Below are 12,619 nucleotides of genomic sequence, written 5' to 3'. Positions count from 1 at the left end.
CCACAGAAGGTAGTCATTGGCGGACTCTCTGTGACCTAATTGCACTGTAGGAGGCTGGGCCTCTCGGGGGAAGGGCTGATTTTCAGTTGTTGTCAACGGGTTGCGCGACGCTGACCAAATCCCGGTTGCGGTCGGCCACCGCAAGGGCAGCGAGCGTGGTGGTGAGCGGTACGGCGGCGATGATCCCGAGGCTTCCGACCAGGCCGCGGACGACCTCCATCGCGACCATCTCGGTCGACAGCACGTACTGACCCGGCAGCCCCTGGATCGCGAATGTGATCAGCACCGGCATCGCAGCACCGGCGTACGCGAGGACCAGCGTGTTCACGACGGAGGCGACGTGGGTGCGGCCGATCCGCAGCCCGGCGCTGATCAGCTCAGCGCGGGACGCGGACGGATTGGCAGCCGAAAGCTCCCACACCGCGGCAGCCTGGGTGACCGTGACGTCGTCGAGCACACCCAGCGCACCGATCACCATGCCCGCGACCAGCAGACCGGTCAGACTCAGATTCGGGAAGAACTGCTTGGCCGCTGACGCTCCGTCCGACGCGAGACCGGTCAGCTGACAGAACTTGGTGAAGAACCACCCCAGTACGACGGTCATCCCGAGCGCGGCGATGGTCCCGGACAACGCGATCGAGCTCTCGGCGTTGATCCCGTGCGTCAGGAAGAGCGCTATCGCCATGATCACCGTGCCGCCGACGACCGCGACCAGCAGTGGATTCGAGCCCTTCAGGATCGCCGGCAGGATGAACTGCGTCAGCATCACCGCGGTCACCGCGAGCGCGATCAACGCGGCGAATCCGCGCCAGCGGGACAGCGCGATCACGGCCGCCGCGAAGACCAGGGCCAGGATCAGCAACGGCTTGGTGCGGTCGTGATCGACGTACTGATAGCGATCGGCGATATCCTTCGCGTCGCTCTGGACGCCGAGCATGATCGACTGGCCGACCTCGACCGAGATCGGCACCTTGCCCGCCTGCGGCACCTGGACCGGCGCGACCTGCCCCTTGTCCGCGCCGGTCGACAGCTTGATCGACGCGAGATCGCACTGATCCCGCTTGTCCGGGCACGGCACGAGCTTGGTGACCTCGCCGCGGGCCGTCTCGGTCTGGTACGACGCGACCTTCACCCCGCCGCCCGGCCACATCACGATCATCGCGATCACCGCGGCCGTGATCAGCGGTGCGAGCACAGCCGCGACCACGATCCGGACCCGGCGGGCGACGATCGCGTCCTGGTCCACCACCGACGTGTCCACGACGTGATCGCCATGGCCGTGACCATGCCCGTGACCGTGCCCTGCCGGGGTTTCGAGGGTACGCCGGCGGGTCCCCCGGCGCTCGGCGCGGCGGCGCCCCACGGGTCGGCTGCTCATCGGTTGAACTCCCTGTTTTGACAATCATCTCCAACTAAATGAAAATGATTGTCATGAGATCTAATGCTCGCGCTGTCGTCGCCGGTGCCGCCGTCCTGGCGGCCGTCGCTCTCGCCGGATGTGGCGGGTCACCGTCCGCCGGTGGCTCCGGCGGCAAGCTCGACGTCGTTGCTTCGTTCTACCCGCTCGAGTTCATCGCCCGCACAGTGGGGGGTGACGCGGTCGATGTCACCACCCTGACCGCACCCGGCGTGGAGCCGCACGACCTCGAGCTGACGCCGAAGCAGGTCGGCCAGATCGCAGGCGCGAAGCTGGTCGTCTACGAGAAGAGCCTGCAGCCGGCCGTCGACGAGGCCGTCGAGCAGAACGCGAAGGACGCCGGCTTCGACGTCGCCCCGGCCGGTCAGCTCGAGGCCACCGGCGCGGACTTCGAGGAGCACGAGGAGGGCGACGTCAAGCCCGCCGCCCACAACGAGAAGGCCCTCGACCCGCACTTCTGGCTGGACCCGGTCCGGTACGCCGCGGTCGTGACCGCCGTCGCGGACAAGCTGGCCGCGGCCGACAGCGCCAACGCGGACGGCTACAAGGCCCGCGCCAAGACGCTGCTCGACGAGGTCGGCAAGCTCGACACCGAGTACAAGACGGGTCTGGCGAACTGCAAACTCAAGACGTTCGTGACGAGCCACCAGGCCTTCGCCTACCTCGCGAAGCGGTACGGTCTGACGATGGTCGGGATCGCCGGATTCACCCCGGACGCCGAGCCGACCCCGACCCGCATCAAGGAGGTGCAGGAGATCGTGAAGTCGCAACACGTCACCACGATCTTCTACGAGGAGCTGGTCAGCCCGAAGGTGGCCGAGTCGATCGCGCGTGACGTCGGTGTCAAGACCGCCGTCCTGAGCCCGATCGAGGGTCTGTCGGACGCCAACTCCTCCGAGACCTACCTGAGCCTGATGCGGGAGAACCTCTCCGAGCTCCGGAAGGCGAACAGCTGCGCGTGACATCTCCCTCCAAAGACGCGGAACCAGACACCGCCGCGAAGGCCGTCCAGGTCACCGATCTCTCGGTCGACCTGGGCGGTCGCCTGGTGTTGCGGGGCGTCAACCTGCAGATCCGCCAGGGCGAGGTGGTCGCCGTACTGGGGACCAACGGCTCCGGCAAGTCCACTCTGATCAAGACCGTGGTCGGACTGCTTCCGGCCGCCCGTGGCGAGGTCCGCCTGTTCGGTACGCCGGTTCCGCGGTTCCGAGCGTGGAAGCGGATCGGGTACGTACCGCAGCGGATCACCGCAGCGGGCGGCGTACCGGCGACCGTGTATGAAGTGGTGTCGTCCGGGCTGTTGTCGCGGCGGCGGATCTTCGCACCGCTGGGTGCGGCCGGGAAGGCTGCGATCGAGGACGCGCTGCGGGTCGTGGACATGGCCGACCGGCGCAAGGACGCGGTCGCCGAGCTGTCCGGCGGTCAGCAGCAGCGGGTGCTGATCGCCCGCGCGCTGGTCTCGGATCCGGAGCTGCTGATCCTCGACGAGCCGACGGCCGGGGTCGACCTGGCCAGTCAGCAGATCTTCGCGGACGCGATCCGCGAGCGGGTCGAGCGCGGCACGACCGTGGTGATGGTCAGCCACGACCTCGGCCCGATGGACGCGCTGATCGACCGCTCGGTCATCCTGCGCCGCGGCCGGATCGTGTACGACGGTCCCCCGCACGCCTCGCAGACCCATGCGCACGTCCATCACTCACACACTGACGACGAACCAGGCTGGCTGACCTCATGACTCTCTTCCAGCTGGAGTTCATGCAGCGCGCGCTGATCGCGGGGCTGCTGACCGGGCTGTCCGCGCCGGCGATCGGCACGTACCTCGTGCAGCGGCGGCTGTCGCTGATGGGTGACGGCATCGGCCACATCGCGATCACCGGTGTCGCCCTGGGTCTCCTGACGGGTACGGCGCCGGTCTTGACCGCGATCATCGTTTCGATCGTCGGTGCGACCGCTATCGAGTTCGTCCGGGCCCGTGGGAAGGCTTCCGGCGATGTGGCGCTCGCGCTGCTCTTCTACGGCGGTATTGCGGGTGGTGTGCTGCTCATCGGCCTAGCTGGTCAAGGCGCAGCCACACTGAACACCTATCTGTTCGGCTCACTCACCACGGTCTCCGCCAGCGACCTGTACGTCGTGGTCGGGCTGGCCGTGACTGTCCTGGTGATCGCCATCGGGCTGGGGCCGCAGCTGTTCGCGGTCTGCCAGGACGAGGAGTTCGCTCGGGTCACCGGGCTACGGGTCCAGCTGCTGAACCTGCTGATCGCCGTGATGGCCGCAGTGACCGTGACCGTGGCGATGCGGACTGTCGGGCTGCTGCTGGTCAGTGCGCTGATGGTGGTGCCGGTGGCGACTGCACAGCAGATCACCCGGTCCTTCCGCAGCACGTTCGTGACTGCGTGCGCGATCGGTGTGACCGCGTGCCTGGCGGGCATCATCACGTCGTACAACGCGAACGTCGCTCCGGGCGCAACCATCGTCGTGCTGGCACTGGCCGGGTTCGTGGTGGCCGCGACAGTCGGGACGCTGTTGCGGCGGCGCTCCGGCAGGGTCGCTCCACTGGACGACGAGGAGCCGGAGGTCGGCGTACCAGGTCCGGAGCCGCACGTCGTGAGCGCCGGGCACCCGCACGCGCACGGCGAGGAGTGCAGTCACAAGAAGGTCGAACACGGCGATCACGTCGACTACGTTCACGACGGTCACCTGCACGCCGCGCACGGCGACCACTGGGATGAGCACTAGTGGCGCACGGCGGGGAGGCTTCGAGTGATTGCGGTGTCCAGGTGCGTGCATCGGGGTGCTTGGGGAGCGTCTTCGATGTGGTTCATCGTAGATGCTCGCCAAGTGCCGCGAGGTGCGTGCCTGGGCGCCGCAAGCGCCGAAGAATCCCCGCCGTGTGCCACTCGTTTGCTGAGTTCTGAGACAATTGCTGGCGTTGCCGCGGAAAAGCCGGTGAGGACAGGAGGAACGGTGGCTATCGGAACACGCTCGACCCGTCAGCGCGCTGCGGTCGCTTTGGCGCTCGACACGCTGGACGACTTCCGGACCGCGCAGGAGATCCACGCGCAGCTCCGTTCGTCAGGCGAGGCCGTCGGGCTCACCACCGTGTACCGGACGCTGCAGGCGCTGGCCGACTCCCGCGAGGTCGACGTCCTCCGGACAGCCGACGGCGAGACGGCGTACCGGCGCTGTTCGAAGGGTCACCACCACCACCTGGTCTGCCGCAACTGCGGCCGCACCGTGGAGGTCGAGGGCCCGGCCGTCGAGCGCTGGGCCGACAAGGTCGCGGCCGAACACGGCTACGCCGACATCAGCCACACCCTGGAGATCTTCGGCACCTGCGCCGACTGCCAGAAGGTGACCTGACACACATTTGCCTTTGAGCGCACTCGAAGGTTTACGGTCGAAGACATGAACACGATCGTCGCCGCTCCCGTGGATGTCGAGCTGCTCGGGCTGCTGGAGCTTCCTCCGGATCTACCCGACCGCCTGTCGATCGCCGAGGCGGCCGAGATCACCGGTCTGACCGCTCACACCCTGCGGTACTACGAACGCTCCGGCCTCGTCACCGTCGACCGGGACGACTCCGGGTACCGGTCGTACGGCCGACAGGCGATGGCGCGGATCGTGTTCATCAGCCGATTGCGTGCCTCCGGGATGACGATCGGCACGATCGAGCTCTACATCGACCTTGTCGAGCAGGGTGCGGAGACCGAGCCGTTGCGGCTCGCGCTGATGCAGGCCCACCGCGCCACGATCCTGGAGAGCCTGCACGAGCTGCAGGCCGCGCTCGCGGTCACCGACTACAAGATCGCCACCTACACCAAGTAGCGACTACTTTCCTCCGCGCCGGTTCGTGGGCGGAGCCATGCCTGAATCTGGAGAAGCATCATGACACTGGACACTGTGAAACTGGGCGGGAGCGGCTCCGAGGTCAGCCGGTTGGGGCTGGGCTGCATGGGGATGAGCTTCGCGTACGGCGAGCCCGACGACACCGAGTCCGTCGCCACCCTGCACCGGGCGCTCGACCTGGGTATCACCTTCCTCGACACCGCCGACATGTACGGCTTCGGCGCCAACGAGGAGCTGATCGGACGAACGATCAAGGACCGTCGCGACGAGGTGTTCCTGGCGACCAAGTTCGGGATCGTCGGTGATCCGCGGGACCGCGCGGCCCGCGGCGTGGACGGCTCACCGGAGTATGTGCGTGCCGCGATCGACAGGTCGCTCACCCGCCTCGGCGTCGACCACGTCGAGCTGTACTACCAGCACCGCGCCGATCCCGCCGTGCCGATCGAGGAGACCGTCGGGGTGATGGCCGAGCTGGTCGAGGCCGGGAAGGTGCGGTATCTCGGGCTGTCGGAGGCGTCGGCGGACACCATTCGGCGGGCCCATGCGGTGCACCCGATCACCGCCGTCCAGAGCGAATGGTCGTTGTTCAGCCGGGACATCGAGGAGTCGGTGCTGCCGACCTGCCGGGAGCTCGGGATCGGGATCGTGCCGTACTCGCCGCTTGGGCGCGGCATGCTGACCGGGGCACTCCCGGAGCAGCTGGCCGCGGACGACTTCCGGCGGACGCTCCCCCGCTTCACCGGCACGAACCTCGACACGAACCTGACGCTGGTCGACCGGGTCCGCGCGATCGCCGCCGGCATCGGCGCGACACCCGGGCAGGTCGCGCTCGCCTGGGTCCTTGCGCAGGGCAACGATGTGGCGCCGATCCCGGGGACCAAGCGCCGGAAGTATCTTGAGGAGAACGCCGGAGCCCTGCAGCTGGAGCTGAGCCCGGAGACACTCGCCGCGCTCTCCGAGCTCACCCCGGCCGGGGCCCGCTACCCGCAGATGAGCTGGGTCGATCGGAGTACTGCACCGCTGGGTTGATAGGCTGAAGGCAGTAAGCCTTCCGTACCGGACGATTCCGGCGGGAGGCTTTCTGCGTTCCGAGCGGAGGAGACGGTGATGAGCGACCTGGCGGTACGGCGGTTCGACGAGGGCGATCGGGTGGTGATGGAGCGGCTGTACCTGATGTTTCGGCATGACCTGTCCGAGTTCCAGGGGCAGTTGCCGAAGGCAGACGGGAGTTATCGGAGCGACTGGCTGGAGTCGGCGCTGACCGGGGATCCGGAGTGGGCGGGGTACCTCTTCCACATCGGCGAGCACCCGGTGGGGTACTGCCTGATGCGGGCACTGCAGCAGCCGGTGCATGTGTTGAACAGCTTCTTCATCGTGCGGCCGATCCGCCGCGGCGGGCACGGGCTGCGCGCGGTCCAGGAGGTGCTTTCGCACCACCCTGGGCCGTGTGAGGTCGCGTTTCAGGACAACAACGAGACCGCGGTGCGCTTCTGGCGACGGGTCGGGGAGGCGATGTCGGGCGACGCGTGGACCGAAGAGCACCGACCCGTCAAGGGCCGGCCCGACGCGCCGCCGGACACCTGGATCTCTTTCACTGTCTAGAAAAGGACAACCGACCTCAGCACGTCGCCGCCGTGCATCTTGGTGAACGCTGACTCCACGTCCTCCAGGGCAATCGTCTCGGAGACGAAGCGGTCGAGCGGCAGCCGGCCCTGCAGGTGGAGGTCGATCAGCAGCGGGAAATCACGGCTCGGCAGACAGTCGCCGTACCAGCTGGACTTGAGGGAACCGCCGCGGCCGAAGAAGTCCAGCAGCGGCATGTCGAGGCGCATCTCCGGCGTCGGTACGCCGACCAGCACGACGGTGCCGGCCAGGTCGCGACCGTAGAAGGCCTGCTTCCAGGTCTCGGGGCGGCCGACCGCATCGATCACCACATCGGCGCCGAACCCGCCGGTCAGCTCCTGGATCGCCTCGACCACACCGTCGTGGTCGAGGTCCTTCGAGTTGATCGTGTGGGTCGCGCCGAGCTCCTGGGCGGTGCTCAGTTTGCGGTCGTCGAGGTCGATCGCGATCACCTTCGCGGCCCCGGCCAACCGCGCGCCGACGACTGCCGCCGTACCGACTCCGCCGGAACCGATCACGGCGACGGTGTCACCGCGGCCGACGTTCCCGGTGTTGATGGCGGCGCCGAGGCCGGCCATCACGCCGCAGCCGAGCAACCCGGCGACCTCGGCCTTGGCGGCCGGGTCGACCTTGGTGCACTGGCCGGCCGCGACCAGCGTCTTCTCGGCGAAGGCACCGATACCGAGCGCCGGGCTGAGCTCGGTGCCGTCCTTGAGCGTCATCTTCTGCTTGGCGTTGTGCGTGTTGAAGCAGTACCAGGGGCGGCCACGCTGGCAGGCGCGGCAGGTGCCGCAGACCGCACGCCAGTTCAGTACGACGAAGTCGCCCGGCTGCACGTCGGTGACGCCGTCGCCGACGCTCTCCACGATCCCTGCCGCCTCGTGGCCGAGCAGGAACGGGAAGTCGTCGTTGATGCCGCCCTCGCGATAGTGCAGGTCGGTATGGCAGACCCCGCACGCCTGGATCTGCACCACCGCCTCCCCCGGACCGGGATCCGGGATGTTGATCTCTTCGATCGTCACCGGCGCACCCTTGGCCGCCGCCACCACACCACGCACCGTCTGTCCCATGCCCCGACGCTAACCGCCGCACCCCGCATCCGTCAGCACCTGTGGCGTGGCGAGTTTCCTCCGCCGTTCCGCCGGATGTGGCACTACTGCATGTCCTTGCCGACCGGCTGTCCACCGGTCGGGGGACAGGGAGTCCGCCGGGTGACGCTCCCTGGGGAAGGGCTCCGGACGGGAAGGTTGAGGCATGGAGACAGAGAAGGCTGTGAGGGTTCGGGGGCTGGTGAAGCGGTACCCGGACAAGCTGGCGGTAGCGGGTGTGGATCTGGACATCCATCGCGGTGAGGTGTTCGCGCTGTTGGGGCCCAACGGGGCCGGCAAGACGACGACCGTGGAGATCCTGGAGGGGTATCGCCACGCCGACGAGGGCGAGGTCGACGTACTGGGCAGTGACCCGGCCAAGGCGGACCGGCACTGGCGGGCGCGGATCGGGATCGTGGCGCAGTCGTCGCGCGACGAGGCCGAGCTGACCGTGGCCGAGCTGATCCACCACTTCGCCGGGTACTACCCGGCGCCGCGCGATCCCGAAGAGGTGATCGCCGCGGTCGGGCTGGAGGAGAAGCGCAAGACGCGGACCCGGAAGCTGTCCGGCGGGCAGCGCCGCCGGCTCGACGTCGCGCTCGGCGTGATCGGGAACCCGGAGCTGCTGTTCCTGGACGAGCCGACCACCGGCTTCGACCCCGAGGCGCGCCGGCAGTTCTGGACGCTGATCAAGAACCTGCGCACCGGGGGCACCACGATCGTCCTCACCACGCACTACCTGGACGAGGCCGAGGAGCTGGCCGACCGGGTCGGTGTCATCGCTGACGGCAAGATGATCGAGATCGCGACGCCGGAGACCCTCGGCGGCCGCGGCGCCCGGACCGCCCGCGTCTCCTGGCTGGCACCGGACGGTCTGCGCGAGGTCCGCACCGACACCCCGACCGCCGAGGTGACCCGGCTGCTGGCCGAGTTCGGCGGCGAAGTACCGGAGCTGCAGGTCCGGCGGCCCAGCCTGGAAGACGTCTACCTCGAACTGATCGGCAAGGCCGGAGCGGCCACCGCCGAGCTGGAAGGAGCGGTCCGATGAGCACGTCCACCGTCCTGCCGTCGACCCTCAAGGTCGGGCTGTCCCGGACCAAGCTCGAGGTCAAGGAGTTCTTCCGCGAGCGCGAGGCGCTGATCTTCACCTTCTTCTTCCCGATCATCTTCCTCGGCATCTTCTCCGCCGTCTTCGGCGGCTCGAGCTTCGGCGGCGGCGTCACCGCGGCCACCTACTTCACCCCCGGAATGATTGCCTCCGGCATCTTCTTGAGCAGCTTCCAGTCGCTCTCGATCTCGATCGCGATCGAGCGCGACCAGGACCTGCTGAAGCGGCTCCGCGGGACGCCGATGTCCCCGCAGTCGTACTTCGCCGGCAAGATCGGGCTGGTCCTGACCACCTCGATCCTGCAGTTCGCGCTGCTGCTGCTGATCGCCGGTCTGCTGCTCGACGTCGCCATCCCGACCGAGCCGGAGAAGTGGCTGCGGTTCATCTGGATCTTCGTCCTCGGTACGGCGTCCGGTTCGGTGCTCGGGATCGCCTTCTCCGTCGTGCCGAAGTCCGGCAAGGCCGCATCCGCCGTCGTCACGCCGGTCGTCCTGCTGCTGCAGTTCATGTCCGGGGTCTACTTCGTCTACAGCGACCTGCCGGGCTGGATGCGTTCGATCGCCTCGGTCTTCCCGCTGAAGTGGCTGGCCCAGGGCATGCGCTCGGTCTTCCTGCCGGACAACTTCGTGACCACCGAGCCGGGCGGCTCCTGGCAGCTCGGCACCGGGGCGATCGTGCTCAGCGTCTGGCTGGTCGTGGGCCTCGTGATCGCCCAGCGCGTGTTCCGCTGGACCCGCCGGGACGCGGGCTGATGGACATGCACTCCGGTACGGCGCCGGCCACCGCGGCCGAGCGCCGTACCGGCTCGGGGGAACCCGCCACGCGGGCCTGGGTCCTGGTGTGGAGGAAGATGGTCGTCATGGAGGCGACAGGTACGCGCGCGGACCGAGTGGTCGGGGACCGGACCCTGCTCGGATGGAACATCGTCTTCTGGGTCATCCTGGCGATGTCACTGGCGGTGTCGTTCACCGCGCCGCTGAGCACCCTGCAGCGCGGGATCGCGATCGGTGCGGCGGTGGCGCTCGGGGCGAGCTACCAGTTCATCGGACGGCCGGCGATCCAGTCCCGGAGCCAGGTTCAGTCGTTCGTGTTCCGGGTGATCCTGATCGGATGCCTGATGGTGCTCGTCGGGCTGAGCCCGGCATCGGTGTTCATGATGTTCATCGCCTCGGCCCAGGTCTGGCTGCTGTCGGCGAGTGTGCGGGACGGGATCGCGTTCAGCCTGGCGCTGGTGATCGGGTGTGGGACCGCGCAGCTGTGGGGCGCCGGCTGGGGCTGGCAGCCGTTCTGGATGATCCTCCCGTGGATGCTGGTCAGCCTGATCGTCAGCCTGCTGTTCGGGATCTGGATCGAGCGCGTGATCGCGCAGAGTCAGCAACGCGCCGAACTGATCGAGGAGCTGCACGCGGCTCGCGACGAGCTGGCCGAGGCGCATCACAGCGCCGGTGTGATGGCTGAGCGGGAGCGGATGGCGCGCGAGATCCACGACACGCTTGCGCAGGGGATGACGAGCATCGTGATGCTGTCGCAGACCGGCGCGGCGGAGTTGGCTCACGGCAGTGACACCGTGGGGGCTCGGCTCGCGCAGATCGAGGCGACGGCGCGGGAGAATCTCGCCGAGGCGCGCGCGTTGGTCGCCGCGTTCACCCCGGTTGCGTTGTCAGAGGCGACCCTGACCGAGGTGCTGCGGCGGCAGGGTGAGCGGTTCGCGGCCGAGACCGGCGTTGACGTCCAGGTGTTGCTGGACCTGGACGAGTCGGAGGTCGTCGAGCTTCCTCAGTCGCAGCAGGTAGTTCTGCTCCGGGCGGCGCAGGAGGCGTTGGCGAATGTGCGTAAGCATGCCCGCGCCACGTCCGTGCTGATCACGCTCGGCCTGCGCGCCGGCCGCGTCTGTATCGAGATCCGCGACGACGGATCCGGATTTCTGCCGGCCGAGCCATCGACCGGTTTCGGGCTCGCGGCCATGCGCGGCCGGGTCGAAGAATCCGGCGGAACCGTGCAGGTCAACAGCTCCCCGGGCCAGGGCACCGTAGTCCAGGTCCTCATTCCTGTGGAGGACGCGTGATTCGCGTACTGGTCGTCGACGACCATCCCGTGGTGCGCTCCGGGCTGATCGGCATGCTGTCCGTCACCGACGACATCACCGTGGTCGGCGAGGCCGGCGACGGATCCGAGGCCTTGGCGCTGGTCGAGTCGACGCGGCCCGACGTCGTACTGATGGATCTGCGGATGCCGCGGACCGATGGGGTGACCGCGACGGGTGCGATCGCGTCCGGATACCCAGCCACCAAGGTGCTGGTGCTCACGACGTACGACACGGACACCGACATCCTGCACGCCGTCGAAGCGGGCGCGACCGGGTATCTGCTCAAGGACACTCCACATGCCGAGCTGCTGGACGGCATCCGCGCTGCGGCTCGGGGCGAGACCGTCCTCGCGCCGCCGGTCGCCGCTCGGTTGATGTCTCGGCTGCGTACGCCGGCGGTGTCGCCGGCCGGACAACCTTCGCCGCGCGAACTCCAGGTGCTCGCGGCTGTTGCGCGGGGCTTGAGTAACGCCGAGATCGGTCGCGAGCTGTACATCGGCGAGGCCACGGTGAAGACGCATCTCCAGCGCCTGTTCACCAAACTCGACGTCGACGACCGCACCCGCGCGGTGACGGTCGCCATGGAGCTCGGCCTCCTCCCGCACCCGCGATCGGGCTAGCTACGGTTTGACCTCGTTCGGTACGGCGCCGCCGTACCGACGGTCGCGCTGGGCGTAGATCTCGATCGCGCGCCACAGGTCGCGGCGGTCGAAGTCCGGCCAGAGGGTGTCGAGGAAGACCATCTCGGCGTACGCGAGCTGCCAGACCAGGAAGTTCGACGTGCGCTGCTCCCCCGACGACCGCACGAACAGGTCCACCGGCGGCACCTCCGGGTGGTACAGGTGCCGCGCGATCGTCTTCTCGCTGATCCGCTCCGGGCTGAGCTTGCCCGCGGCAACCTCCCGGGCGATCGACTTCATCGCGTCCGCGATCTCCGCCTGCCCGCCGTAGTTCACACAGAACTGCAGGGTGATCGTGTCGTTGTCCTTCGTCCGCTCCTGCGCGTACTCCAGCTCGTCGATCACGCTCTTCCACAACCGCGGCCGGCGCCCCGACCACACCACCCGCACCCCCATCGCGTCCAGCTCGTCGCGGCGCCGATGGATCACGTCCCGGTTGAACCCCATCAGGAACCGCACCTCCTCCGGCGACCGCGCCCAGTTCTCCGTCGAGAACGCGTATGCCGAGATGTGCTTCACCCCGATCTCGATCCCGCCCTTGATCACATCCAGCAAGCTCGCCTCGCCCGCCTTGTGCCCCTCGGTCCGCGCCAGCCCCCGCTGCTTGGCCCACCGCCCGTTCCCGTCCATCACGATCGCCACGTGCTCAGGCACCAGCTCCCGCGGCAACACCGGCGGCCGAGCCCCACTCGGATGCCGATCCGGCGCCACCACCACCTTCTCCCCCACCCGCTCCGACCCACGACCCCGGCGACGACCCAATGGCGACAT

14 protein-coding genes are annotated in these 12,619 nt (G+C 68.3%); 11 read left to right on the top strand and 3 right to left on the bottom strand.

Features of this window, described 5'->3' with window-relative positions:
* Positions 1-82: 82 nt before the first annotated feature.
* A complete protein-coding gene (locus OG474_RS32290) occupies positions 83-1,378 on the bottom strand; it encodes a YibE/F family protein (protein ID WP_405057384.1) in 1,296 nt (431 codons plus the stop codon).
* Between the two features lie 53 nt (positions 1,379-1,431).
* On the opposite strand from OG474_RS32290, the gene OG474_RS32285 reads away from it, so the two are divergent.
* The 7 genes from OG474_RS32285 (at position 1,432) to OG474_RS32255 (ending at position 6,865) form a co-directional block, all read left to right on the top strand.
* On the top strand, positions 1,432-2,379 hold the full coding sequence (locus OG474_RS32285) for a metal ABC transporter substrate-binding protein (RefSeq protein ID WP_405057383.1): 948 nt from the start codon (positions 1,432-1,434) through the stop codon (positions 2,377-2,379).
* Entirely contained in the window at positions 2,376-3,152 is a 777-nt protein-coding gene (locus OG474_RS32280; protein WP_405057382.1) for a metal ABC transporter ATP-binding protein, read from the top strand. The genes OG474_RS32285 and OG474_RS32280 overlap by 4 nt, the downstream gene beginning before the upstream one ends.
* Complete coding sequence (locus OG474_RS32275; RefSeq protein WP_405057381.1) at positions 3,149-4,153, top strand: metal ABC transporter permease; 1,005 nt, start codon at positions 3,149-3,151, stop codon at positions 4,151-4,153. Before OG474_RS32280 ends, OG474_RS32275 begins: the two co-directional genes overlap by 4 nt.
* 228 nt (positions 4,154-4,381) lie before the next feature.
* Complete coding sequence (locus OG474_RS32270; RefSeq protein WP_405057380.1) at positions 4,382-4,777, top strand: Fur family transcriptional regulator; 396 nt, start codon at positions 4,382-4,384, stop codon at positions 4,775-4,777.
* 45 nt (positions 4,778-4,822) lie between these two features.
* On the top strand, positions 4,823-5,242 hold the full coding sequence (locus OG474_RS32265; RefSeq protein ID WP_405057379.1) for a MerR family transcriptional regulator: 420 nt from the start codon (positions 4,823-4,825) through the stop codon (positions 5,240-5,242).
* A 60-nt stretch (positions 5,243-5,302) separates the two neighbouring features.
* Positions 5,303-6,292, top strand: a complete 990-nt coding sequence (locus tag OG474_RS32260; RefSeq protein ID WP_405057378.1) for an aldo/keto reductase — start codon at positions 5,303-5,305, stop codon at positions 6,290-6,292.
* A gap of 78 nt (positions 6,293-6,370) precedes the next feature.
* Positions 6,371-6,865, top strand: coding sequence for a GNAT family N-acetyltransferase (locus OG474_RS32255; RefSeq protein WP_405057377.1), 495 nt, complete (start codon positions 6,371-6,373; stop codon positions 6,863-6,865).
* On the opposite strand, the gene OG474_RS32250 is transcribed toward OG474_RS32255, so the two are convergent.
* Positions 6,862-7,956 carry an S-(hydroxymethyl)mycothiol dehydrogenase gene (locus OG474_RS32250; protein WP_405057376.1) on the bottom strand — a complete coding sequence of 365 codons (1,095 nt, stop codon included), beginning with the start codon at positions 7,954-7,956 and terminating at the stop codon, positions 6,862-6,864. The genes OG474_RS32255 and OG474_RS32250 overlap by 4 nt on opposite strands.
* Positions 7,957-8,140: 184 nt before the next feature.
* Here OG474_RS32250 and OG474_RS32245 point away from each other — a divergent pair, with 184 nt between their 5' ends.
* Genes OG474_RS32245 through OG474_RS32230 form a run of 4 tightly spaced genes read left to right on the top strand, consistent with a single transcriptional unit; the run spans position 8,141 to position 11,788 of the window.
* Positions 8,141-9,022 carry an ABC transporter ATP-binding protein gene (locus OG474_RS32245; RefSeq protein WP_405057375.1) on the top strand — a complete coding sequence of 294 codons (882 nt, stop codon included), beginning with the start codon at positions 8,141-8,143 and terminating at the stop codon, positions 9,020-9,022.
* On the top strand, positions 9,019-9,834 hold the full coding sequence (locus tag OG474_RS32240) for an ABC transporter permease (RefSeq protein WP_405057374.1): 816 nt from the start codon (positions 9,019-9,021) through the stop codon (positions 9,832-9,834). The genes OG474_RS32245 and OG474_RS32240 overlap by 4 nt, the downstream gene beginning before the upstream one ends.
* On the top strand, positions 9,834-11,147 hold the full coding sequence (locus OG474_RS32235) for a sensor histidine kinase (protein WP_405057373.1): 1,314 nt from the start codon (positions 9,834-9,836) through the stop codon (positions 11,145-11,147). The genes OG474_RS32240 and OG474_RS32235 overlap by 1 nt, the downstream gene beginning before the upstream one ends.
* Entirely contained in the window at positions 11,144-11,788 is a 645-nt protein-coding gene (locus tag OG474_RS32230; protein WP_405057372.1) for a response regulator, read from the top strand. The genes OG474_RS32235 and OG474_RS32230 overlap by 4 nt, the downstream gene beginning before the upstream one ends.
* On the opposite strand, the gene OG474_RS32225 is transcribed toward OG474_RS32230, so the two are convergent.
* Complete coding sequence (locus OG474_RS32225) at positions 11,789-12,619, bottom strand: isoprenyl transferase (RefSeq protein ID WP_405057371.1); 831 nt, start codon at positions 12,617-12,619, stop codon at positions 11,789-11,791.

This window comes from Kribbella sp. NBC_01505, assembly GCF_045040285.1.
In the GTDB taxonomy this organism is placed as follows: domain Bacteria; phylum Actinomycetota; class Actinomycetes; order Propionibacteriales; family Kribbellaceae; genus Kribbella.
Note: the sequence above shows the minus strand (reverse complement) of the source record. Positions and strands in the feature narration are given on the sequence as shown.

What these genes read in the sequence shown, in the direction of transcription:
- OG474_RS32235 (WP_405057373.1), top strand. Translation starts at nt 9,834, where the DNA reads ATGGACATGCACTCCGGTACGGCGCCGGCCACCGCGGCCGAGCGCCGT.
- OG474_RS32290 (WP_405057384.1), bottom strand. Translation starts at nt 1,378, where the DNA reads ATGAGCAGCCGACCCGTGGGGCGCCGCCGCGCCGAGCGCCGGGGGACC.
- OG474_RS32285 (WP_405057383.1), top strand. Translation starts at nt 1,432, where the DNA reads ATGAGATCTAATGCTCGCGCTGTCGTCGCCGGTGCCGCCGTCCTGGCG.
- OG474_RS32260 (WP_405057378.1), top strand. Translation starts at nt 5,303, where the DNA reads ATGACACTGGACACTGTGAAACTGGGCGGGAGCGGCTCCGAGGTCAGC.
- OG474_RS32250 (WP_405057376.1), bottom strand. Translation starts at nt 7,956, where the DNA reads ATGGGACAGACGGTGCGTGGTGTGGTGGCGGCGGCCAAGGGTGCGCCG.
- OG474_RS32225 (WP_405057371.1), bottom strand. Translation starts at nt 12,619, where the DNA reads ATGTCGCCATTGGGTCGTCGCCGGGGTCGTGGGTCGGAGCGGGTGGGG.
- OG474_RS32245 (WP_405057375.1), top strand. Translation starts at nt 8,141, where the DNA reads ATGGAGACAGAGAAGGCTGTGAGGGTTCGGGGGCTGGTGAAGCGGTAC.
- OG474_RS32265 (WP_405057379.1), top strand. Translation starts at nt 4,823, where the DNA reads ATGAACACGATCGTCGCCGCTCCCGTGGATGTCGAGCTGCTCGGGCTG.
- OG474_RS32255 (WP_405057377.1), top strand. Translation starts at nt 6,371, where the DNA reads ATGAGCGACCTGGCGGTACGGCGGTTCGACGAGGGCGATCGGGTGGTG.
- OG474_RS32275 (WP_405057381.1), top strand. Translation starts at nt 3,149, where the DNA reads ATGACTCTCTTCCAGCTGGAGTTCATGCAGCGCGCGCTGATCGCGGGG.
- OG474_RS32240 (WP_405057374.1), top strand. Translation starts at nt 9,019, where the DNA reads ATGAGCACGTCCACCGTCCTGCCGTCGACCCTCAAGGTCGGGCTGTCC.